The sequence below is a fragment of the Streptomyces sp. SD15 genome (genome assembly GCF_054462255.1).
This window is the reverse complement of the sequence record NZ_JBTLMO010000003.1, coordinates 109354-131629: the sequence shown is the minus strand read 5'-3', so window position 1 is coordinate 131629 and position 22276 is coordinate 109354. Positions and strand designations below refer to the sequence as shown.

Genomic DNA, 22276 nt, shown 5'->3' with positions numbered 1-22276 from the left:
CGCGCGCGGCGGATGGCACTCAGTGCACAAGATCGAGGGAACTGAGTGCCTCGGAGAGGCGTCGCCGGTTACGCGTCCCGGCAGCCGTCGATCTCACTGATCAGAGCCTCGATACGGGCCTTGACCTCGTCGCGGATCGGCCGGACTCCACGTCCTCGCCCGCGGGGTCTTCGAGGGGCCGGTCGAGGCAGGGCTTGCCGGGGAAGATCGGGCAGGCGTCGCCGCAGCCCATGGTGGTGCCGCAGGCGGAGGCCTGGACGGCCTCGGTGGTCAGCACCTTCGGCCGCCGGCCGGTGATGTCGACGTTGATCTCCTTCATGGCCTCGACCGCGGCCGGATTCCGGTGGTGACGATCGGCCGCGCCTACGCCGACACCTTCGCGGGCGTCGCGCCAGGGTCGGTCCCGGCGTTCTTCGGGGCTCAACTCGCAGGTGTCGTGGTGGGGTTGGCTGTTGTGGCAGTCATCTTCACGCCCGGCTGAGCAGGTGCCCCAGCGCCGTCGGCACACTCGGCTCCACCCGGTAATACACCCATGTACCCCGCCGCTCGGACGTGAGCAGCCCGGCGTCCTTGAGCTTCTTCAGGTGATGGGAGACGGTCGGCTGCGAGACGCCGACGTCGGAGATGTCGCACACGCAGGCTTCGCCGCCCTCGTGCGAGGCGACCAGGGAGAACAGTCGCAGTCGCACCGGGTCGCCGAGTGCCTTGAACATCTTCGCGGTGCGTCCGGCCTCCTCGGCCGTCAGGGGACGCTCGGTGAGCGGCGGACAGCACGGCGCCGTCTGTGCGAACACTGTGCCCTCTGTGACGTCCGAGTCCAGAACTGGCAGCTCCGTCACGCTTGACTTCGACATGCATCGATATTGACATCCGTCGATTCAAGCGACAAGCTCCTTCTTGAATAGATGAATGTCGATGCAGAGGCTCTACGGCCTCCACCTCCGTCCCCGGGAGCACCCGATGAACGACAGCACCTCCGCCGCCCTGCCGACCGTGGTCATCGGCGCCGGTCCCGTCGGCCTGGCCGCCGCCGCCCACCTGGTCGAACGCGGCATCGAGCCATTGGTCCTCGAGGCCGGGCCGAGCGCGGGAACGGCGGTGCGGGAGTGGTCGCACCTGCGGCTGTTCTCCCCGTGGACCGAGGTCGTCGCCCCCGCCGCCGAGAAGCTGCTGGCTGCCACCGGCTGGATCCGCCCGGACGGCGTGACGTACCCGACCGGCGGCGAATGGGCCGAGCGATACCTCCAGCCGCTCGCCGACGCGCTCGGCGAGCGGGTCCGCTACGGCGCCCGTGTCACCGGCGTCTCCCGTCTCGGCCGGGACCGCATCGTGGACGCGGACCGCGGGCGGCAGCCCTTCACCGTCCATGTGCGCGAGGCGGACGGCACCGAGGTGCGGACCATCGCCCGCGCTGTCATCGACGCCTCCGGCACCTGGTCCACGCCGGGCCCGCTCGGCGGCGACGGCCTGCCCGCCCTCGGCGAGCGTGTCGCGGCCGACCGGATCTCCTACCGCGTGCCCGACTTCAAGGATCCCGCCGTACGCGCGCGTTACGCGGGCAGGCGCACCGCGGTCGTGGGCTCCGGTGCCTCCGCGTTCACCGCCCTCGCCGCCCTGGCCGACCTCGCGAAGGGCGCCCCGGGCACCCACGCGGTGTGGGTCTTGCGGCGCGGCATCGGCGGCTCCACCTTCGGCGGCGGCGAGGACGATCAGCTTCCGGCCCGGGGCGCGCTGGGCCTCGCGGCCAAGGCTGCCGTGGACGACGGTCGCGCCGACGCGGTCACCGGATTCCGTACGGCCGCCGTGGACCGCGGCGGCGACCGGCTCGTGCTCGCGGCCGAGGACGGGCGCCGCCTCGAACCGGTCGACGAGGTCATCGTGCTGACCGGCTTCCGCCCCGACCTCTCCTTCCTCTCGGAGGTCCGCCTCGGCCTGGACGAGCGACTCCAGGCGCCGGTGGGCCTGGCGCCGCTCATCGATCCCAACATCCACTCCTGCGGCACCGTCTACCCGCACGGCGTGAACGAGCTCGCGCACCCCGAGCCGGACGTCTACCTCGTCGGCATGAAGAGCTACGGGCGTGCCCCGACCTTCCTCGCGATGACCGGCTACGAGCAGACCCGTTCCATCGCCGCGGCACTCGCCGGGGACCAGGAGGCCGCCGAGCGGGTGGAGTTGACCCTGCCGGAGACCGGGGTCTGCGGCGGCGCGGGCCTGTTCGACGAGTCCGACACCGGGCGGGCCGACGAGGACGGCGGATGCTGCGCGGCCCCCACGATCCTCCAGGTCGGCGTCGGCGCCCCGTCCGCCGCGGGCGGCTGCTGACCCACTCTCCGAGCCGTTCCGGAGCGTCTCATTCCTGATGTGGCTGAACTGTGATTACGCATGAAGTCCTTGTCGATTCACTGAGGTTGACAGTCCCTTTCTGTTGATCGACTATGTGGTCGAGCTGTGGCCCATGTGACCAATGGGCCCAGTGTTTCTTCGACCACTCACCCCCGGTACGGCCCCCGGCTGCTTGTGCTGCCCTGCTGCCGTCGACCGGGTCATGGATCACCAAGATGGGATCTGCATGTCCATAGCGAGACGTGTCACCCTTCGCTGCCTGCTGGGGACGGGCGCGGCGGCGCTCGCCCTCTCAGCGGCCACCACCAGCGCCTGGGCCACCGGCACCCCCGGCGGCGACGGCTGGGACAACAACGGGGGCGGCTACAAGCCCGGCCAGGGCGCCGGCACGGTGACCGCGGCCGATCGCTGCGAGTTCTCCCTGGACGGGACGAACTTCTACGACTGGGTCCGCGTCGACGACCAGAACCTCAAGCCCACCGACGACGGCAAGGTGCACATCAAGGTGCGCGCGGCGAGCGATGCCGGCTCCTGCACCGCCTCCCTCGCCGCGTACCGCACCCACGGTGCCACCTTCAAGACCTCCGGTGAGCAGGTCTTCCACGACTTCGACACCGTCAAGGTCAAGCCGGGCGAGACCGACTCCCTCGACATCGCCGTGCCCGACGTCGGCTGCTACGCACAGATCGACCTCTACCGCGGCGCGGTGAAGTTCGACGGAAAGTTCGACGCCAACGACGGCTTTGAGCACGGCGATCTGCCCAAGGGGCCGGACCGCGCCGTCATCAAGGACAAGCTGATCATGGCGTGGAACGGCGGCAAGAAGGACTGCACGGCGCAGCCGCCCAGCGCGCCCGAGACGACGCCTCCGGCCTCGACTCCGCCCGCCTCGACGCCCCCGGCCTCGACTCCGCCGGCGGAGACCCCGGGCACTCCGACTCCGACGACGCCCACCGAGTCGACGCCGTCCGAGACGCCGAGCGGCCCGTCGGCCTCCGAGTCGACCACACCGCCGGCTCCCACGCCGAACGGCGGGCAGTCGACCCCGCCCGGTGACCTCGCGGAGACCGGGGGCGGCAACGCCCTGCCGATCGCCGCCGGCGCCGCGGCTCTCCTCGTGGCCGGCGGTGCGATCACCGTCGCCACCCGCCGCCGACGCTCCCCGCGCACCAGCTCCTGACCCGAGGGGTCATCGGGCTTCGGCGACCCCTCGAAGGGCCCCGGCACTCACCGAGTACGTGAGTGCCGGGGCCTCTTGCGTCGATGTACGGGCGAAACGATTCTTGGCTTGCACCGCATGGTGGAACAACGTCGACGACGGCTTCGACGCCTGAAAGTTCACCTCGCCCATCCTCATCGAGAACACCGTGTCGTACGGCAACGGCTTCCATCGCTGGAACTTCCCCGACTTCGCGGGCGACGGCAACGGCTTCAAGCTCGGCGGCGGCAGCCCGGCCCCGGCGGTGGCCGACACCGTGCGCAACGCCGATGTGGCCGGCTCGCAGGCAGGGCTCACCGCCAACCTGTCCGTCGCGGACGGCCGGGCGGCGGCCCTGGGCTCCACCACCACATCGAGAGCCAATTCCTGGCATGGAGGCGGCACTTGGGACGAATCCTCGGTCCTGAGTACGGATCCGGCCGCCCTCACCGGCGCGCGCGACCCCGACGGCTCCCTCCCGTCCGCCCCGACCTTCCTCGTGCCGCGCGACGGCACGAGCATCGGCGCCAGGTTCTGAGCCGTGACTCACCCAGAAAGCCTTCAGGCGGAAACGCTCCTTCAGCCTCCGGTGAGACTGTCGCGCGACAGCGTCACTCTGCGGTGGTCGTTGCAGCCCGCCGGTGGTGCGTCGCGGGGAACCGGCCACGCCTGGTGGGACTGGAGAGCCACGCTCACCAGAGTCAGGAGCAGGTCGATGTCGGCGTCGACCTCGAGACGTATGGTCACCCACCGCGAGCCGGGCACCATCCGGACTACGGTGGCGCCCTTGAGGTGATCCTCGAAGCGGTGAATGGCACGGGCCGTGAGGTGCAGGTCCACCTCGCGGTCCGAATGGAAGTGGACGATCTCGCCATGGACCGAGCGCAGCGCGCGCCCGGTGCCGCAGCTCGGCCGGGCCTCCGTGAGGTCCGGCCAACTCGCCAGTCGCGCCATGGCGCGCGAGGCCAACGTCATGCGTCCATCATGACCAGCTCACCGTCCGGACACCAGGACTTGAGAAAGCTGTAACTGAGCCGTATCGCGCTCATGTCCGGAAATAACCGCACAAGAATGCGATGTGTATCTCCTCGGGGGTAACTGAGCCCTCATGCCATCCAGAAGGTGACCGCGGTCATCCGCTTGTCCTGGATGGTGCCGCCCCAGTAACCGGTGGCGCTGTGCATCAGGTTGCAGGTTCTGCCGGTAGAAGCTGGTCCCGCAGTCCTTGGGCACGGCCGGGTTCAGACAGATCCTCAACCAGTCACCGGAGTTCCGCGACTGCTGACCCCAACACGGCGGACCTCACGGGGACGTCACATCGGCGGTTCCGTGAGGGACTGCTCGGCCCAGATGATCTTCCCCTCGGAGGTGTAACGGGTGCCCCAGCGCTGAGTGAACTGGGAGATCAGGAACAGCCCGCGGCCGCCCTCGTCGGTCGTCTTCGGATGGCGCAGATGCGGAGCGGTGGCTCCGCCGTCGAAGACCTCGCAGACCAGGGCATGCTCCGTGATCAGCCGTAGCCGGATCGGGCCCGAGGCGTGCCGGATGGCGTTGGTGACGAGTTCGCTCACGACCAGCTCGGTGGTGAAGGCCAGCTCGTCCAGGCCCCAGACGCCGAGCTGCTGCGTGGTCGCCTTGCGGGCCTCGGCGACCACGGCCGGATCGAGGGGCAGGTCCCAGGTCGCGACCTGTTCGGCACCCAGGCGCCGGGTGCGGGCCATGAGCAGCGCCACGTCGTCGTACGGCCGTGTCGGCACCAGGTCGTCCACGATGGTGCGGCAGAGGGCGTCGAGTGGCTGGTGGCGTGCCTCCAGGGCCCGCCGCAGTCGCTCCCGGCCCGCTTCCGGGTCCCGACCGGTACGGGGCGTGGCGATGAGCCCGTCGGTGTGGAGGGCGAGCACGCTGCCTTCCTCGAGGGTGAACTCGACCGCTTCGAAGGGCAGTCCGCCCACGCCCAGCGCGGGACCGTGGGGGAGCTCCGCGAACGAGACCGTCCCGTCCGGGGCGACGATGGCGGGTGTGGGATGACCCGCGCCCGCCATGGCGCACTGCCCGCTCACCGGGTCGTACACCGCGTACAGACAACTGGCGCCCACGGCCTGCATCCCGCTGGTGCGGGTGTCCGCGCCGCTGCCCTCCTCCCGGGCGGCCCGGCTGACCAGGTCGTCCAGGTGCGCGAGTACTTCCTCGGGCCGCAGGTCCAGATCGGCGAGGGTCTGCACGGCGGCCCGCAGCCGTCCCATGGCCGCGGCGCCGTCGATGCCGTGACCGGCCACTTCGCCCACGACCAGCGCCACCCGGGCCCCGGACAGCGGAATGACGTCGAACCAGTCGCCGGCCAGTCCGGTCAGCTCGTCGGCGGGCCGGTAGCAGGCGGCGACCTCCACCGCGTCCTGCTCGGGGAAGCGGTGCGGGAGCAGATTGCGTTGCAGGACGAGGGCGGCGTCGCGCTCGCGGGTGTAACGGCGGGCGTTGTCGACGCACAGGGCCGCCCGGCCGACGAATTCCTCCGCCAGGCTCAGATCGTCCTCGGCGAAGGGGTCCTGGTTGTGACGCCGGTAGAAGGTGGTGATCCCCAGGGTGATGCCGCGGGCACGGAGCGGGACGATCATCACGCTGTGCAGCCCGAGCTCGAGGAACGAGGCGGCGGGGCCCCCGGGGATTCCCGTGGCCCACTCCCTGGCCGACGGGTCCAGCTGTTCCTCGCGCCAGGACTCGCCCTCGGCCAGACACCGGATCGGGGGGGAGCCCGCCGTGTACGTCGCCGCCGCACCGATCGACACGGCGGTCTCGGGGATCTGGGCGCCGGCCGACTGCTGTCCGGCCCGCCGCAGCGGCGGCTCCGCGGCCGTGCCGCTCAGCGGACCGGGCGTCGGCTCGGCTCCCGTGAACACGGATTCCAGCAGGTCCACGACGACGAGGTCGGCCAGACCCGGCACGGCGACGTCGGCCAGTTCCTGCGCCGTCTGCAGGACGTCCAGGCTGCGGCCGATGTGCTCGCCGGCCCGGTCGAGGAGCGCGAAGCGCTGCCGGGCGCGGTAGCGCTCGGTGACGTCGACGACGGTGTAGTACAGGCCGATCGGATGGCCGTGGTCGTCCTCCAGCCGTATGAACGACAAGGAGTGGGCCGTCTCGCGGTGCGGCGTCGACCGTACGCGGCCCACATGCTCGTACGCGACCACCGGCTCGCCGCTCTGCAGCACCTGGCGCATCTGCGCCTCGAGCCGCTCGGTGTCCAGGCCCGGCTGGATCTCCGCGAGTCTTCGGCCCAGCCGCTGATGGGGCGGGCCGCCGCCGAACTGCTCCAGCGCGGCGTTCGACCACACGTACCGCAGGTCCGTGTCGACGATCGCGATGCCCACCGGCGAGCTGGCGTTCATCCGCTCCAGCACGGACCGGCTCATGTCCCAGCCGGGGCCACCGGCCAGGTCGGCAAGCAGCACCACCCACCGCGGCGGCGGCCCGTCACCCTGCCGTACGGGGACGACCCGCACCATCAGCCGGATCGCGTGTCCGTCGCGGTGCAGCGCGGAGAGCAGTCCGGCCCAGCCGCCGCCGTTGCGGCACCGTTCGGCCAGCTCGGGGACGCGCGCCGCGTCCTCCGGGAGCAGCAGGTCGGCGGCGCTCCTGCCGAGTACCTCGGCGGGCCTGTACCCCAGCAGCCGCTCGGCGTCCGCGGTCCAGCTGGTCACCGTCATCCGGGCGTCGAGCAGCAGCGGCGCGGCGTCCGCCATGTCGAAGCGCCGCTGGGCCGCTCCGTCTCGTTCCTCGCTCGCACCCACTGCGACCCTCTCCGCTCCCCGAAGGTGGTCCTACCCCTTTCTGTCCATTCTTCACGTCGTACGGCCGGAGTGCGGGCCGTGGCCCAGCGCATCGATCGCTCGTTCGTTCGTGCTGGTGAGGCGGTCCGCTGAACTCACGGGCCGGTGTCCGCGTATCACTGCACGGGGATGGCGTGAGACCGCGCGCACGGAAGGGGAGCAGTGTGTCGACACCGTCCGAACCAGGGCAGCCCGTGAGGCGACGGGCGCTCGAGCCCACCTATGTCGAGCGTCGTCGCCGCACGGAGGCGCTGGCGGAACTGCTGCGGCAGGTGCGCGAGGAGGAGAAGGGGGCCGATCCGGACGAGAACTACGAGTCCATCCCTCTGCCGCTGACCGGCACGAAGGATCTGCCCCCGGCGGAGGACGCGACCGAGGAGCTGCCGCCCGTCCTGGTGGGGGAGGACTACACCGGTCGCGGGAGTTTCGTGAGGGCAGGGCAGCCCGAGCCGGACCCCGGCTTCGACCGGGGGCGCGAGGTCGGACACGGGCGGGGGCGCGGCGCGGGTCTGCGCCGGGCCGTGATCGTCGGCGCGGTGACGACGGCGGCCCTCGGCGGCTTCGCCCTCGCGCTCCTGCTGCCGGGCGGGGGCTCGGACGGGGGCTCACAGGCCGGGCAGGCCGGGACCGGCCCAGCCGCGACGGCCGCCGCCCAGGCCCCGTCCCCGGCCGCCGACCCGGACGGTGCGGGCACGCTCCGCGAGGGGGCCAGCGGCTCGGAGGTGACCGAGTTGCAGCAACGGCTGCTCGACATCCCGGACGTGTACACCGACGGCTCGACGAGCGGGACCTATGACGCCACGCTCACCGCCGCGGTCGCGCGGTTCCAACTCTGGTACGGCATCCGGGGGGACGAGACGGGCGTCTACGGCAACGACACCCGCGCCGCCCTCGAATCCCGTACGACGCTGTAGGGAGTGGCCGGCTACTTCGTCGCGAACGGTCGGGCCGGGACGGCGTCGGCGAGGAGCTGGTAACCGGTCGGGTTGAGGCGGAGGTGGTCGACGTCGTCGATCGTCGCCGACAGCCGTGCGGGTTCCTGCGGATCACGGGCGGCCCGGTCGAAGTCGACCACGGCGTCGAAGCGGCCGCTCGTGCGAATCCACTGGTTGACCGCCTGCCGGGAGGCCTCGCGATACCCCGCCGCGTCGTCGTATCGGGCGTTGCCTCCGAAGGGCGTCAAGGTCGCTCCGTACACCCGGATGCCCTGCGCGTGCGCCCTGACGACGATCTGTTCGTAGGCCGCGATCAGGTCTGCCGTGACCTGCTTCTGGGCGGCTTCGGTGGGAGCGGCGGTGCCGATGTCGTTGACGCCCTCGAAGACGCGCAGTCGATCGACTCCACGCTGGGCGAAGACGTCACGGTCGATTCGGGCCAGGGCGTTCGGGCCGAGGCCGTCGTTGAGCATCCGGTTGCCGTCGGCCGCCTGATGGAGGATCGCGGTGTCGGCCGTGTCCTCGTCGGACCGCAGCCGCTCGAACAGCCGGTCCGGCCAGCGGTTGTCGAGGTTGGTCGTGGAGCCCCGGCCGTCGGCCAGCGAGTCGCCCAGGATCACTGCCGCCGAGGTGGAGCGCCGGGACCAGGTCTCGACGCCGCTGAGGAAGTACCAGTGGTTGGTGGGGGTCGCTCCGGGCAGGTCTTCGTCCCCGACGTGGTTCCCGGTCCGGAGGTAGGAGGTGGTCCGTGAACCGGGGTGAGAGGTGATGTTGCTGGATGCCTGGCCTTCGGCGAGGTGCGTCGTCACAGTGAGGTTGGATCCCGGCTCGAGATCGAGGTCCAGAGCATCGGAAACCACCTGCGCTCCCACCGGAACCACCGTCGAGGACCGGCCGCTGAAGGTCACCGACGGGGAGGTCCCCGGTTGGATCGCGCTGACACCCGCCTGCCCGTCCAGCGGGAGCGCCACGAAGACCGAGGTGATCGGCAGCGAGGCGCCTCCGAAGGGCACGCTTCCCGGCCGTTCTGCGCGGCGGCCGAATCCTTCGGCTTGAGCGAACGGCACGTCAGGAGGGCAGCGCTGCAAGCCAGTTGATCAGGAGTCGGTTGACGTCGTCGGGGCGCTCCTGCTGGATCCAGTGGCCGCAGTCGTCGAGGAGGTGGGACGAGATCAGGCCGGGCAGGGTGGTGGGGTAGGCGTTGATCGCGTCGGCCATCCAGGTGGTGGAGGCATCCAGACCGCCGCCGATGAACAGCGAGGGCTGGGTGAGGGGCGCGCCGTCGTAGTCGGTCAGGTCCTCCCAGTCCCGGTCCATGTTCCGGTAGCGGCTGAGCGCCCCGCTCATCCCGGTCCGCTCGAACTCCCCCGCGTAGACGTCGAGATCGTGCTCGCCGAGCCAGTGCGGGAGCCGTCCGGTGGGAAACCGGTCGCGCAGCGTTCCGCCGGGGCTCACGAAGTGCGGATCGGGCGCCGCGGGGGCGAGCATGGTGTCGGCGGACAGCGCCGCGTAGAAGCCCGCGAGCCAGCCGCGCACATCGGGCTCGATCTCGGCCTCGGCCCGGCCGGGCTCCTGGAAGTAGGAGACATAGAACTCCTCGTGACCGCCCAACTGCGCGAAGACGTCGCTGGGGCGCGGCCCGCCGCGTGGGGCGTAGGGCACGCTGAGCAGCCCGACGGCGCGGAACACGTCGGGACGGATCAGCGCGGAGGCGGCGGCGATGTTCGCGCCCCAGTCGTGCCCGACGACCACCGCGGACCGCTCACCCAGGGCATGCACCACGGCGACGTTGTCCGCCACCAGGTCGAGCATGCGGTACGAGTTCACCGCTTCGGGTTTGGAGGAGCGCCCGTAGCCCCGGACGTCGACGGCGACCGCCCGGTAGCCGGCCGCGGCGAGCGCCGGAAGCTGATGGCGCCAGGAGTACCAGGACTCCGGGAAACCGTGAACGAGCAGCACCAGCGGGCCCGTTCCTTGCTCCACCAGATGGGTCCGTCCGCCGGGGGAGAAAACCAGGCGGTGGGTGCGGTCTGCTGCGGATTCCTGCGGCACGAGTCCTCCCGTGGGCGCTCTGCGTGTGGCCGGTGCGACGAATGCGGCGGCAGGGTTCCCGTACCGCGCCCGTCGGCACTATCGGCGATCATGCGGCGCTCGGTGCGGCGGGGCGAGGCCTTTTGCTGATCCGGCAAATCCTCGGCGCGGCGGGCCGACGCCGGGCCGGTTCGCCTTCGACCGGGCGTACTCGGCGGGCAGGGACACCGCGCAGGGCCGGTATCCGGCCGGGCCATGTCGACGGTCGTGCGGAAGTGGTCGGGCCGGTCGTACAGGGCGGTGATCCTGCGGCACTCCTCGGGGGTCAGCAGCTGATCGGTGAGCGCGTGGCCGTGCTCGTCGAGTTCGTCGGTCAGCGCGTTCCAGTCCTGGGCCCCGACGCGGTCGGCGATGTGGCCCGTCAGGTGCGTGGTGTCGAGCGTGATCGTGCGGTCCTTCGGGAGAAGTCAGTCGGCCGGGAGCGCGCTTTCCAGGTCCAGGAGCCGCTGTTTGCGTTCCAGCCCGGCGGCGTAGCCGGTGAGGGCGCCGCTCGCGCCGATCACACGGTGGCAGGGGCGTACGACCAGCAGGGGGTTCGCGCCGATCGCCGTACCCACGGCGCGCATGGCGGCCTTCGACGCCCCGATCCGCGCGGCGATCTCGCCGTAGCTGACGGTCGTGCCGTACGGGACGGTCTCGACCGCCTTCCACACCCGCTGCTGGAAGTCGCTGCCGCCGCCGCTCACGTATTCGATGTCGAAGCCGGTGAGCCTGCCGTCGAAGTAGGAGCGCAGCTGGGAGGCGATCTCGGCGAACGCGTCCTCGTCCCTCGTCCAGCCTTCCTGGACGACAGCGCCGGACTTCTGGCCGGGCATGGACAGCGAGACCAGCGCCGTACCGCCCTTCGCGGTGACCGACTCCTCGCCCACCAGCAGCAACTCGCCCAGCGGACTGTCCATCGTCGTGTAGACCGTCATCGGTCGCGTCCTTTCGCCATGAACGGAGTCCCAGAGCCTGAGGTCACACGGTCTCAGCCTTGGTCGTGGTCTCCACTGTGCAACGCGTATGCCGCTCCGTCCGGCGGAAATCGGACATCGCTCTCATGACGTGGGCCGGTCCCGCCGCACGGCGGGACCGGCCCAGGTGTCCTCTTTCAGCCCTCAGCCCTCAGCCCGAGGTCAGTGCCGCACCAGTCGTACGGACAGCCCCTCGACCGAGTACACGGGCACCGCCCGGTAGCCGTCCGCCTGGACCGTGACGCGACCGAACTGGCCGCGCAGCGACGAGGTCCGGATCACCGGAATGATGGTGCCCGGTGCCGGACGGTGGACCGTGTCCAGCCGAAGCGTGAGCACACTGTCCTTGCTGAGCAGCACCCGTCGGTCCACCGTCAGCGCGGGCACGCGGCCCTCGCGGAGCGTCGCCTCCAGGCTCGCGCCGGACGCCTGGGTGTAGCTGCCGCGCACGCGCACGGCCGATCCGGCGGCCGCACCCGCCCGCAGCGTCCCGCCCCGCGCCTGGACGTCGCCGCGACCCAGCGCGCCCGCGGAACCGGCCGTCAGGACGCCCTCCTCCAGCACGGTGCCGCCCGTGTGGGTATTGGCTCCGGTGAGGGTCAGCGCACCGCTGCCGCGCTTGACCAGCCGGCCGCACCCGGAGATGTCGTTGCGCCAGGTGTCGGCCGCGCCGAAGCCCCCGTCGGCGGCGTTCAGGGTGACGTCCACGTCGGAGTCGAAGGCGCCGTACCCGTCGGCGGCGACGAAGAGGTTGAGGCGGCCCCACTGCTCGGCGCCGTCCAGCAGGACGTACCCGGAGGGCAGGGCGGTGGTACGGAGCACCTCGCGGCGCTGCGCGGCGTCGAGGTAGGGGAGCCGCGTCTCCAGCAGGACTTCGGCGCCCTTGGGCACGGTCATGTCCTCGGAGCGGCCGTGCCTCGTGAGGACGTAGGTCAGGCGCGGCGTGAGAGCACGGGCGTTGGCGGCCCGGTCGGCGTACGGGTCGGTGCCGACGCCCGCCGAGTGCGCGTAGGCGTACAGCGTGTCCGCCGTCGTACCGGTCTGCGCCTGGAAGTACGCGAGGGCCTGGGCACGCGCCGCGGCCTTGAGCTCGGCGTTGGCCGGATCGGCGAGCGTGGCGGCGGCCAGGGCGGTGGCCATGATGCGGCCGCCCAGGACGTCGACGGGGGAGTGCATGCCCGACATGATCCGGGTGTGGCTGAGCTCCAGGGCGCGTGTCACCAGCTCCTGGAAACGCTCGGGAACCGCGTACGCGAAGGCGAGAGCCGCCAGGTGGAAGGCGTTGGTGTGGCCGCTGGGGAAGCCGCCGTCCTCGGCCGGCGCCGTGCTGCGCTGCCGCAGCAGCTGCGTGGCGACGACCACCTCGGAGTCGTACGCCGGGTAGCCGAGCGCGTCGACCGCGCCCGTGTCGACGACCTCGCTGTCCTCGTTCATGCGCCACGGACGCGGGTACTGGAAGGCGTACTTGGCGGGGTTGCCGGACGCGTACGGGCCGCGCACGGTGTCGACCAGCTTCGCCACCTGGCCGAGGTCCGAGGTGTACGAGCCCGCGCCGAGCGCGGATCCGGCCGGGGCGCCGGCGGGGACGGCGTCGCTGATGGTGGTGGCGGGCGTGGTGTCCGGCGCGCTGGTGATCGACGTGACCGCCCTGGCACCCGACTTGTACAGGTCGGCCAGCGGACCCAGAGCGGCGATCATCGCGTAACTCTGGTGCTGCCGGTCGTAGATGAAGGCTTCCTTCGCCTGTGCCTCGGTGCGTGCGCCGGTGATCCGGGCGCAGTAGCGCACGTTGGCGCGCAGCACCTCGCGCATCAGCGGCGTGCCGGTGTTCCAGGCGTCGCCCGTCTTCCACACCTCGGCCATGCCGCCGAGTATCCGGATCACCGCGTTGGTCTCGGGCGTGAGGTTCGTGAGGACGTTGGTCTTGTAGGCGTCGACGAACGCGGCGGGCGGGGTGGCGGCCTTTGCATCGGCGGCTGCCCGCCAGCTCACCAGGGTCGGGGCGGCCAGCAGACCGGCCGAAGTGCCCAGTGAGGTCCGGAGGAACCCTCGCCTGTTCACGGCGAGTCGACCGTTCGACGAGGTGGAGGGGCGCCCGGCGGGTGACGGCATGGATGTGCCTCTCTTGGGTTCTTCGGCCGTGCGGCCGGGAGGGAGAGTGTGCGACGACCGGATCTCGTGCGGCACCTGAGATGGGGCATGTGCCCTGTGGCGAGGGTGAGTCGTACGGGTGAAGACCTACGGCTGAGTAATGTCGTGTCGGGGTTGGCTCAGCGACCGGAAAGTGTCATACGAGTGAACGGGCCAGGGTCACAGCGCCCTCGACCGGCGGCACCCGCAGCGGCCTCGGCCGCGCGCCCGGAACGGCCTCGGCGAGCGACGCCGCGAACGCGTCGTACAGCGCGGGTTGGGCGAGAACGGTGCCGCCCGCGACCACCACGTCGTCGACGGGAACCCCGCGCTCGGCGAGCCGCACGACGAGCGAGGCAAGGGACCGGCCACCGTCGGCGATGACCTTGTGGGCGATCCGGGAGCCGTGCTCGGCGGCCGCGAACACGACGGGAGCGTGCCGGCCCCAGTCGGCCGAGGCATTCGTGGCACTCTCCAACGCCACGCCCAGGGCCGGGACTTCGCTCACACCGAACGCGGCGATGAGCCCCAGCGCCAGTTGGTCGGGGGTCTCACCGCGGTCGTGCGCCGCCCACACGGCCCGCGCCGCCTCGCGTACGAGACCGGCGGATCCGCCCTCGTCGCCGAGCACCGCACCCCAGCCGCCGACCTGAACGGGGCTGCCGTCGGCCAGCCGCCCCACCACCACCGAACCGGTACCGGCGACCAGACCGACCCCCTTGTCCAGCCCCGCGGCGGGGACCAGCAGTTCGGCGTCGCCCACGACGAGGCAGGGAACCTGTAGGCGGGCCTCCAGCGCCGAGCGGATTTCGGCGCACTGCCCGGACGTCTCGCAGCCGTGCCCACCCACGGCCACGGCGGACGCGGGCGAGTCGGGCGGGAGCGCTTCGCGCAGCAGCGCGGCGAGCCATGCGGCGGCGGCCGCCGGGTCGTGCGGCCGCCATCCCCTGCTCGTACGGAGGTGATCGGCGACGGAACTCTGTCCCGCGCTCTGTCCCGCGCAGGCGCGGAGATGGGTCTTGGTGCCGCCCACGTCGATACCGACCACAAGGGGCGTGGAGTCCTGCACGGCCTGCACGGATCCTCTTTCGTCGCTCAGGTGCGAAGCGAATCGCTTCGCACCGCTGTGCTGCGAACGGCGGGCGAACCGTGCCTGGATGAAAGGGAATTGAACAGTCGGGAAGCCCCGGGACGGGCCTCTGAACGGACCACGGCAGGCGAGTACCGTGAAGTTCGTTAGGAAGTTAACTAACCAAGTAGGGTGCGTCAAGAGTCATGCGCGCGATCCGTCGGATTGGTGGGGGAGCTGTGGCACACGAGCTGGCGGACGGCGCACGGCTGAGCGAGAGCGCGGGTGCCGTGTTCGCCGTGCTGGCCGCGTCGGGCCGTGCGACACGGCCCCAGTTGGCCGCCCGCGCGGGCCTGTCCAAGCCGACGGTGTCCGCCGCGGTCGCCGAACTGGAGACGGCCTCGCTCGCCGCCCGCTCCGGCACCGCGCACGGCACGACCGGCCGTTCGGCCGCCGTATACCGCCTCGGCCCCGCCGCCGGCTGCGTCCTCGCCGTCGATCTCGGCTCCACCCACACCGAAGTCCGCGGCTGCGCTCTGGACGGCACCGTCCTCACCAGGCGCGCCACGGACGGTCGTACGAGACCGGCCGAGGCCCTGCGCGGCGCGCTCGACGAGCTGCCGACGGGCTCGCTGCGGGCCGTCGTGGTCGCCGTCCCCGACGTGGCGTCCGATCGCAGTGCCTTGGGTGCCCGGCCCGCGACTCCTTCCGTAGCGGCCGCGGTGGAAGCGCTTTCCCTTCCGTCCGGCAGCTGCGTCCACATCGAGAACAACGTCAACTGCGCCGCCCTCGCCGAACTTCACGAGGGCGCTGCCCGGGGCCGCCGCACCTTCGGCTATCTGCAGGTCGGTTATGGCATCGGTCTGGGCATCGTGGTCGGCGGCGAGGTGCTGCGCGGGAGCAACGGCGCGGCCGGCGAGATAGCGCGGCTTCCGTACCCGTGGACGGAGGGCGAGGAGTCCGTGCACGAGGGCATGGAGCGGTACGCCGGAGCCGCCGCGCTCCTTCGCCGCGTCGCCGCCTCCTGGCTCGAGCAGGACGGCCCGCAGCCGCACGATGCGGCTCAACTCTTCGAACTCGCCGCCGAGGGACACGTGAAGGCCCTCCGCTTCGTCGACGGACACGCCCGCGAAGTGGGCCGGCTCGCCGCGGCGGCCACCGCGGTCCTCGACCCCGGCCTGATCGTCCTCGGCGGGGGCATCGGCGCGAATCCACAACTCCTGCCCGGGGTCAGGGCCGAACTCGCCCGGCTCAGCTGGCCCACCGAGGTGGTCAGCAGCGAACTCGGCGACAGCGGCACGGTCGTGGGCGCGGCCAGGCTGGCGGTGGCACACGGAATCCGGACCGTGATCGGCGGTGTCCAGGTCGAGCATTGACGGACTCCATCCGCTTGTGCCAATGTCCGGACAAGCGCTTTCTGAGTCGGCGGGACCCCGACTCCGGATGAGGCGTCCCGCCGTACGCAATCCGTACGGCAACCGACGAGGGCGTGCTCGTACGGTCGCGGCCGGGACTACGGCCGGGGACCCCCACCCGACAGGCGACGTGGCCGGGCGAGGCCGCGCGCCGAGGGCGTACCCCAGGGAAAAGACCCGAGCCGCACTGGCCGGCCGGGAGATCCGTCACGCACATCCAGGAGGACCCGGTGGGTCACGAGATCTCGCGCAGAACCCTGTTCCGCACCGCGAGCGGCATAGCCGCCGCGGCCGCAGTCGGCGGCTCGCTGAGCGCCTGCGGCGGAGGCACCGGCGCAGGCACCACCAGCGACAAGCTCACCATGACGTGGTGGGGCAGCGACGACCGGCACAACGCCTACAAGAAGGCGCTCGCCACGTTCCAGAAGAGCAACTCGAAGATCAAGATCGAGGAACGCTACTCCGGCTACGACGGCTACTTCGACAAGTTCAACACCAACATCGCCGGCGGCAGCGCCCCCGACCTGCTGCAGATGGACACCGCCCTGGTCGCGCAGTACGCGCGCAAGGGCATCCTCGCTCCGCTCGACTCCTACGTCGGCAAGACCCTGGACCTCACCGGCTTCTCCAAGACGCTCCTCGCGGCCGGCACCGTCGACGGCAAGTTCTACGGCGTCCCGTCCGGCATCGGCGTGAACCAGCTCACCGTCAACCGCAGCGGCCTGGAGGACCTGGGCCTGAAGCTGCCCGACCGCGAGTGGACCTGGGCCGACCTGAAGAAGATCGCCACCGACGTCTACAAGAAGAGCGACGGCAAGATCTACGGCGTCGACGACGGCGGCGGCTCCACCCTCCAGTGCTTCGAGATCTTCGCCCGCGAGAAGGGCGAGACCTTCTTCACCGAGGACGGCAAGAAGCTCGGCTTCACCTCCGACACCCTCCAGGAGTGGTGGGAGTACTGGGCCGACATGCGCAAGGCCAACGCCTCCCCGCCGCCCGCGATCACCTCCGCCGCGCACAACGACCTCACCAAGAACGCGGTCGTCATCGGCAAGGCCCTGTTCACCTTCGACTCCGGCGTCTACGGCGCGGGCGGCTCCATCACCGACGCGCAGCTGGACTTCCTGCCCACCCCGCAGGGCGACTTCTCCGGCGCCCGTGAGGGCAACTTCGTCAACGGCGGTGTGCTGCTGAGCGCCACCAAGGCGAGCAAGAAGGTCGCCGACTCCGTGAAGATCATGTCGTTCTTCGCGCAGGACGAGACAGCGATCAAGGACATGCAGCTGCTGCGCGGCATCCCGCCGACGGAGAAGGCCCGCACCCTGATCGCCTCGGGTCTGACCGAGACGGACAAGCTGAACATGGCGAACGCCGACTACATCTCCCAGCGGGTCGGCAAGGCGACCAACGCCCTGGCCGCTCCGGTGCCTCCGCCGCAGGGAGCCGACCAGATCTGGGACCTGCTGTTCCAGTCCAACCTGGCCGTCGCCTTCGGCAAGAAGTCGATCAAGGCGCAGCTCGGCGAGTTCTTCGACCAGGCGGCCGGGATCCTGGCCGAGTAGGGGGTGTCTTGTGGATCAGGCCGGCTCCGAGCACCGGTGCCTGGTCAACACGGCCGAGCGGGGTCTGGTGCGTGCAACTGCAAGGCGGAGGAGGGGGGCGACGCGATGGGGGTCCCCCCTGTTCGAGCGAAGCCGAGAACTTGGGGGAGTCGGCGACCGACGACAACGCGGCAGATGTGCGTGCCAGACCCCGCGACCCCGGCAGGATCCACAAGGCACCCCCTCAGCCGCGCAGCACATCTGAACACCGGGAGAGGGCCAGGGAGATGAGTATGACCACCGCGCAGACTGACGAGGTCGTGAAGGAGCAGTCCGCTCCCACGACCGCGTCCGACCAGCGGGAGCGCGACCGTATGCGCCGCCGCCTCGCCAGACGGCGGGGCGGGGGCTGGTGGCCGTACCTCTTCCTGGCCCCCTGGTTCGTCGGCCTGTTCGGCCTGACGATCTACCCGATGCTCGACTCGCTGTACCTGTCCTTCACCGACTTCGACCTGCTGACGCCCGCGCAGTGGGTCGGCGTGGACAACTACGACCGCATGTTCACCGACGACCCGGTCTTCTGGGACTCGGTGCACGCCACCCTCGTGTACGTCCTCGTCTCCGTGCCACTGAAGCTGGCCCTCGCCCTCGGCGTGGCGATGCTGCTCAACCGCAATCTGAAGGGCATCGGCCTTTATCGGGCCGCCTTCTATCTGCCGTCGCTGCTCGGCGGGGCGGTGGCCATCGCCATCGTGTGGCGGCAGGTCTTCGGCGGCGACGGCCTGTTCAACGACTTCCTCGGCTGGTTCGGCATCAAGGGCCAGGACTGGATCTCCAGCCCCGACACCGCGCTCTACACGCTCGTCCTGCTGGCCGTCTGGCAGTTCGGCACCCCGATGGTCATCTTCCTCGCCGGTCTGAAGCAGCTGCCGAAGGACGTGTACGAGGCGGCCGCGATCGACGGTGCCGGCCCCGTCACCCGGTTCTTCAAGATCACCCTGCCGCTGCTGACCCCGATCGTCTTCTTCAACGTGGTCCTGCAGATCATCGACGCGTTCAAGACCTTCACCCCCGCCTTCGTGATCAGCAACGGCTCCGGCGGACCGCTCAACTCGACCATGCTGTACTCCCTCTACCTCTACAAGAAGGGCTTCACCGACCTCCAGATGGGATACGCCTCGGCGCTGGCCTGGGTGCTGTTCCTGGTCATCGCAGGCTTCACGGCGGTCAACTTCATCGCCAGCCGCTACTGGGTCCACTACGACGACTGAGCGAGGAGTCCTTCACCCCATGTCCGCCGTCACCCCGGCCCGGACCCCGAAGTCGCCGCTGCAGAAGCTGCGCTCCACCACCGGTTCCCGCCGTATCTACATCCACACCCTGCTCATCGGCGTGGCGATCGTCATGCTGTACCCGCTGCTGTGGATGCTGAGCAGTTCGCTCAAGCCCGACACCGAGATCTTCACCCACCCGGGACTCATCCCGAACGCGCTGCGCCCGGAGAACTACTCCGAAGGCTGGAGCGGCTCCGGGAACTCCTTCTCCCTCTATATCACCAACTCGCTGATCGTCACGATCGGCGCGGTGATCGGCAACGTCATCTCCTGCTCCCTTGCCGCCTACGCCTTCGCGCGCTTTGAGTTCCGCGGCAAGAAGATCTGGTTCGGCCTGATGCTCGGCACGCTGATGCTGCCCACGCAGGCCGTCCTGATCCCGCAGTACACGATCTTCTACAACCTGACCTGGATCAACACGTACCTGCCGCTGATCGTGCCGAAGTTCCTCGCGGTGGACGCCTTCTTCATCTTCCTGATGGTCCAGTTCATCCGCTCCATCCCGCGCGAGCTCGACCACGCGGCCATGATGGACGGCGCCAACCCCCTGCAGATCTACTGGAAGATCATCCTGCCGCTGATGAAGCCGGCCCTGATCACCACCACGATCTTCACCTTCATCTGGACCTACGACGACTTCCTCCACCAGCTCGTCTACCTCCAGCAGAACGACAAATTCACCGTCCCCCTCGGCCTGACCCTGTTCCTGGACCAGACCAGCGGCTCCTCCTACGGCGCGATGTTCGCCATGTCGACACTCGCCCTCGTGCCCACGCTCATCTGCTTCCTCATCTTCCAGAAGAGGCTGGTGGAGGGACTGGCGACCTCCGGCATGAAGGGCTGACCTCATGTATCTCCCCCACCAGCGCGGCCGGTTGCACGACCTCGCGGACGACCCGGCCGCGTACGACACCGTCCTCGCCGCCGTCACCGAAGAGGCCCTGGCCCGCCTCACCCCGGCCGGCAACCTCGAACACCCCACCGCGGTCGACGACATCGGCGACACCTCGCTCGGCATCACCTCACTGCTGGCGCTCGCCTGGCACCGGACGAAAGACCCGCGCCTGCCGGAGGCCGTCCGCCGCGCTCTGGCCTTCCATCTGCACGAGCGGGTCTACACGCGGGACAACCCCGGCTACCCGAACCTGAGGGGCCGCGACTTAGGCCTGCCGTACGCCCGTTACGTACTGGAAGCGGGCGCGCACCCCATCGGCGACTGGCCGAGCACGGTGTGGGCGCTGCTCCAGACGGTCAACCTGCTGGACGCGGCGGACGGACTCGTCGACGACGAACAGCGCGACGAGCTGAGGGAGATGGCGCGCGGCTACTGGCGGTGGCTCACCGAGGCCACCTTCTTCAACCCGCAAGAGGCCGGCAACCAGGCCATCGGCTGCGTCGTCGGGGGACTGATGCTCGCTCGCCATCTCCCTTCCCCCGACGGTGAGTTGGTCCGCTCGCGCGCGATGAGCCTGTACGTCGACGAGATCCGCGCCCGTCGGGTGCGCGACCGGGGCGCCCTGCTGCCCCCGGAGCACGGCGGCGCGTACGACAACAACTACGGGCCGATCTCCCTCTCCTTCCTCGCCCAGGCCCACCGGGGCAGCGGGGAGCCGGTGTTCGCCGAGGACGGCGACGCGCTCGCCCGCTACATCGACGCGCGGCTGAGCGTCGGCGGCTTCGACATCGGAGGCCCGCGCTACAGCGAACAGCACTCCGGCTTCGAGTCCGTCCTGGGCCTGCGCTACTTCGGCGCGCGCATCGGCGCCGACCTCGGCCGCTACCGGGGCGACACCCGCTGGGGCCGTCACGCCGTCGCGACCGACGGCGGCATCGACGGCCACTTCGCCTTCATGCTGGTCTGGCAGATCCAGGACACCGCGCGCTGGCACCGGACGCCGTCGAAGGACCCCGTACGGCATCAGCTCCGCGCGGGCACGGTCTCGGCGGCCTTCGACGATCACATGACCCCCTCGCTGATCGAGGCGGCGGGCACCTACTACCTGCCCGCCGTGGTCGATCGCCAGCACGGCTTCGGCCCGGTGACCGACGGCTTTCTGCTGTGCCGCCCCATGGGCGAGGTCCGCGTACGCGACGTCCGCACCGACACACTGACCGGCAAGCTGGTCACCAAGCCGGTCGTCGGCCGCGACCACGTCCTGCGACACGTGCGCTCCCTGTACGTCACGGACGGCACCAGCCTGTGGACGACGGTTGCCGTCGAACGGCTCGACGCAGACCCCTACCTGCTCGCCGGGCTGCCGTACGCCACGGACGACGGCGATCGGGTACGCAGGACCGCGCAGGCCGCGGTGACGTCCGCGGGCGCCCTTCGGCTGACGCACCCGCGGACGCAGGATGCCGACCATTTCGACGCCCGCTCGGAGACGACCCAGGAGCAGGCCGCCTTCGCCCTGGCCGCCGACCCGCGCGGCTACGGCAACCCCGACGACGGCTGGCACCGCCTGATCACCTCCACCGCCCTGGAGGCGGACCCGGCACCCGGCTCCCCCGAAGGCCTGAACGTCTTCGCCGTCCGCTACGGCCCTTCCGGTCCCTTCACTCCGGCATTCGAACACGGACCGGCGGGCCTCACGGTCCACACCGAGACGTTCACCGCACTGATCGGGAATCCCGCGGGCGATGCGCGAGGGGAACCCGAGCTGGAGCTGCGCGCCCGCTGACCGCTCCGACGACCAGGTCGGCGCGGTCCCGGGTCGCGGCGACCAGCTCGGCGTTGCGCTGGTCCGGGCCGAGCACCCAGGCCACCGCCGTGTCGTGATCCTTGCCGAACTCCTCGTGGCGGGCGACGAGACGGCGTACACGCTCGGCTTCGTCGAGCTCGCAGAACCACACCTCGTCCAGGTGCGACCGTACGCGGACCCATGCCTCGTCCGGCAGGAGGAGGTAGTTGCCCTCGGTGATGATCAGGCGGGCGGTGGGAGGGACAGGCAGGGCGCCCGCGAGGGGCTGCTCCAGGGTCCGCTCGAAGCCCGGCGCGTAGACGACGCCGTCCTCCTCGTCGCGCAGTCGGCGCAGCAGCGCCGCGTAACCCGCCGCGTCGAAGGTGTCGGGAGCACCCTTGCGGTCGCGGCGGCCGAGGCGGTCCAGCTCGACGTCCGCGAGATGGAAGCCGTCCATCGGCACGTGCGCGACCCAGTCGGGCCCGTCACCGTTCAGCCGCCGGACCAGGCGCTCGGCGAGCGTCGTCTTCCCCGCGCCGGGACTTCCGGTGATGCCGAGGATCGCGCGCCGCCCGGGACGGACGAGCGACGTCGCCCGCTCCAGGAGGTCGTCCAGGGCCAAAGTGATGAACATGGCGGGTTCCATGTCATCAGTATCAGGGCAAAGGGCTGGAATTCGGCTACCCTGCAACGATCCGAGGTCCCCAGCCGGTCATCTGGCATATGCTCATGAGGCTGTTGAATATCGGTCAATAACTG

The 22276-nt window shown here is 70.6% G+C and carries 18 protein-coding genes and 2 pseudogenes; 10 read left to right on the top strand and 10 right to left on the bottom strand.

The window, feature by feature from the left end; translation table 11 throughout:
• Positions 1-68: 68 nt before the first annotated feature.
• Positions 69-340, bottom strand: a pseudogene (locus tag ACX28W_RS04095) (low molecular weight phosphatase family protein); the annotation flags it as partial.
• Between ACX28W_RS04095 and ACX28W_RS04090 the strand changes: the two are divergent.
• A pseudogene (locus ACX28W_RS04090) lies at positions 341-481 on the top strand (aquaporin family protein); the annotation flags it as partial.
• Here ACX28W_RS04090 and ACX28W_RS04085 read toward each other — a convergent pair.
• Positions 468-854: an ArsR/SmtB family transcription factor gene (locus ACX28W_RS04085; protein WP_458997362.1), complete on the bottom strand. Its 387-nt coding sequence runs from the start codon at positions 852-854 to the stop codon at positions 468-470. The pseudogene ACX28W_RS04090 and the gene ACX28W_RS04085 sit on opposite strands and share 14 nt — an antisense overlap.
• A 106-nt stretch (positions 855-960) precedes the next feature.
• Between ACX28W_RS04085 and ACX28W_RS04080 the strand changes: the two genes are divergently transcribed.
• The 3 genes from ACX28W_RS04080 (at position 961) to ACX28W_RS04070 (ending at position 4082) form a co-directional block, all read left to right on the top strand.
• Positions 961-2325, top strand: a complete 1365-nt coding sequence (locus ACX28W_RS04080; protein ID WP_458997361.1) for an NAD(P)-binding domain-containing protein — start codon at positions 961-963, stop codon at positions 2323-2325.
• A 247-nt stretch (positions 2326-2572) separates the two neighbouring features.
• Entirely contained in the window at positions 2573-3526 is a 954-nt protein-coding gene (locus ACX28W_RS04075; protein WP_458997360.1) for an LAETG motif-containing sortase-dependent surface protein, read from the top strand.
• Between the two features lie 187 nt (positions 3527-3713).
• Complete coding sequence (locus ACX28W_RS04070) at positions 3714-4082, top strand: hypothetical protein (protein ID WP_458997359.1); 369 nt, start codon at positions 3714-3716, stop codon at positions 4080-4082.
• Between the two features lie 41 nt (positions 4083-4123).
• Here the strand turns inward: ACX28W_RS04070 and ACX28W_RS04065 are convergent, their stop codons facing one another.
• Entirely contained in the window at positions 4124-4519 is a 396-nt protein-coding gene (locus tag ACX28W_RS04065) for a luciferase domain-containing protein (RefSeq protein WP_458997358.1), read from the bottom strand.
• 338 nt (positions 4520-4857) lie between these two features.
• A complete protein-coding gene (locus ACX28W_RS04060; protein ID WP_458997357.1) occupies positions 4858-7326 on the bottom strand; it encodes a SpoIIE family protein phosphatase in 2469 nt (822 codons plus the stop codon).
• Positions 7327-7529: 203 nt separating this feature from the next.
• On the opposite strand from ACX28W_RS04060, the gene ACX28W_RS04055 reads away from it, so the two are divergent.
• Complete coding sequence (locus ACX28W_RS04055; protein ID WP_458997356.1) at positions 7530-8279, top strand: peptidoglycan-binding protein; 750 nt, start codon at positions 7530-7532, stop codon at positions 8277-8279.
• Positions 8280-8290: 11 nt separating this feature from the next.
• On the opposite strand, the gene ACX28W_RS04050 is transcribed toward ACX28W_RS04055, so the two are convergent.
• The 5 genes from ACX28W_RS04050 to ACX28W_RS04030 all read right to left on the bottom strand — a co-directional run bounded on the left by ACX28W_RS04050 (position 8291) and on the right by ACX28W_RS04030 (position 14546).
• Positions 8291-9367, bottom strand: a complete 1077-nt coding sequence (locus ACX28W_RS04050; RefSeq protein WP_458997355.1) for an SGNH/GDSL hydrolase family protein — start codon at positions 9365-9367, stop codon at positions 8291-8293.
• A 1-nt stretch (position 9368) separates the two neighbouring features.
• On the bottom strand, positions 9369-10352 hold the full coding sequence (locus ACX28W_RS04045) for an alpha/beta fold hydrolase (RefSeq protein WP_458997354.1): 984 nt from the start codon (positions 10350-10352) through the stop codon (positions 9369-9371).
• A gap of 446 nt (positions 10353-10798) precedes the next feature.
• A complete protein-coding gene (locus tag ACX28W_RS04040; protein ID WP_458997353.1) occupies positions 10799-11308 on the bottom strand; it encodes a methylated-DNA--[protein]-cysteine S-methyltransferase in 510 nt (169 codons plus the stop codon).
• A 201-nt stretch (positions 11309-11509) separates the two neighbouring features.
• Positions 11510-13459 (bottom strand): phosphatase PAP2 family protein, encoded by a 1950-nt coding sequence (locus ACX28W_RS04035; protein ID WP_458997352.1) that lies wholly within the window; start codon positions 13457-13459, stop codon positions 11510-11512.
• A 175-nt stretch (positions 13460-13634) separates the two neighbouring features.
• Positions 13635-14546, bottom strand: a complete 912-nt coding sequence (locus tag ACX28W_RS04030) for an N-acetylglucosamine kinase (RefSeq protein ID WP_458997526.1) — start codon at positions 14544-14546, stop codon at positions 13635-13637.
• Positions 14547-14785: 239 nt separating this feature from the next.
• Here ACX28W_RS04030 and ACX28W_RS04025 point away from each other — a divergent pair, with 239 nt between their 5' ends.
• From ACX28W_RS04025 to ACX28W_RS04005, 5 genes are all read left to right on the top strand, one after another.
• Positions 14786-15922 carry an ROK family transcriptional regulator gene (locus ACX28W_RS04025; RefSeq protein ID WP_458997351.1) on the top strand — a complete coding sequence of 379 codons (1137 nt, stop codon included), beginning with the start codon at positions 14786-14788 and terminating at the stop codon, positions 15920-15922.
• Between the two features lie 269 nt (positions 15923-16191).
• Complete coding sequence (locus tag ACX28W_RS04020) at positions 16192-17523, top strand: ABC transporter substrate-binding protein (RefSeq protein WP_458997350.1); 1332 nt, start codon at positions 16192-16194, stop codon at positions 17521-17523.
• Positions 17524-17795: 272 nt separating this feature from the next.
• Complete coding sequence (locus ACX28W_RS04015) at positions 17796-18773, top strand: carbohydrate ABC transporter permease (RefSeq protein ID WP_458997349.1); 978 nt, start codon at positions 17796-17798, stop codon at positions 18771-18773.
• 19 nt (positions 18774-18792) lie between these two features.
• Positions 18793-19680: a carbohydrate ABC transporter permease gene (locus ACX28W_RS04010; RefSeq protein WP_458997348.1), complete on the top strand. Its 888-nt coding sequence runs from the start codon at positions 18793-18795 to the stop codon at positions 19678-19680.
• A 4-nt stretch (positions 19681-19684) separates the two neighbouring features.
• Positions 19685-21517, top strand: coding sequence for a hypothetical protein (locus tag ACX28W_RS04005; protein ID WP_458997347.1), 1833 nt, complete (start codon positions 19685-19687; stop codon positions 21515-21517).
• Here ACX28W_RS04005 and ACX28W_RS04000 read toward each other — a convergent pair.
• Positions 21447-22145 carry a nucleoside/nucleotide kinase family protein gene (locus ACX28W_RS04000; RefSeq protein ID WP_458997525.1) on the bottom strand — a complete coding sequence of 233 codons (699 nt, stop codon included), beginning with the start codon at positions 22143-22145 and terminating at the stop codon, positions 21447-21449. The genes ACX28W_RS04005 and ACX28W_RS04000 overlap by 71 nt on opposite strands.
• Positions 22146-22276 lie beyond the last annotated feature (131 nt).

Excerpts from the sequence above, each read along its gene's own strand:
- ACX28W_RS04085 (WP_458997362.1), bottom strand. The coding sequence starts at position 854 with ATGTCGAAGTCAAGCGTGACGGAGCTGCCAGTTCTGGACTCGGACGTC.
- ACX28W_RS04080 (WP_458997361.1), top strand. The coding sequence starts at position 961 with ATGAACGACAGCACCTCCGCCGCCCTGCCGACCGTGGTCATCGGCGCC.
- ACX28W_RS04075 (WP_458997360.1), top strand. The coding sequence starts at position 2,573 with ATGTCCATAGCGAGACGTGTCACCCTTCGCTGCCTGCTGGGGACGGGC.
- ACX28W_RS04065 (WP_458997358.1), bottom strand. The coding sequence starts at position 4,519 with ATGACGTTGGCCTCGCGCGCCATGGCGCGACTGGCGAGTTGGCCGGAC.
- ACX28W_RS04040 (WP_458997353.1), bottom strand. The coding sequence starts at position 11,308 with ATGACGGTCTACACGACGATGGACAGTCCGCTGGGCGAGTTGCTGCTG.
- ACX28W_RS04035 (WP_458997352.1), bottom strand. The coding sequence starts at position 13,459 with ATGCCGTCACCCGCCGGGCGCCCCTCCACCTCGTCGAACGGTCGACTC.
- ACX28W_RS04015 (WP_458997349.1), top strand. The coding sequence starts at position 17,796 with ATGACCACCGCGCAGACTGACGAGGTCGTGAAGGAGCAGTCCGCTCCC.
- ACX28W_RS04010 (WP_458997348.1), top strand. The coding sequence starts at position 18,793 with ATGTCCGCCGTCACCCCGGCCCGGACCCCGAAGTCGCCGCTGCAGAAG.
- ACX28W_RS04005 (WP_458997347.1), top strand. The coding sequence starts at position 19,685 with ATGTATCTCCCCCACCAGCGCGGCCGGTTGCACGACCTCGCGGACGAC.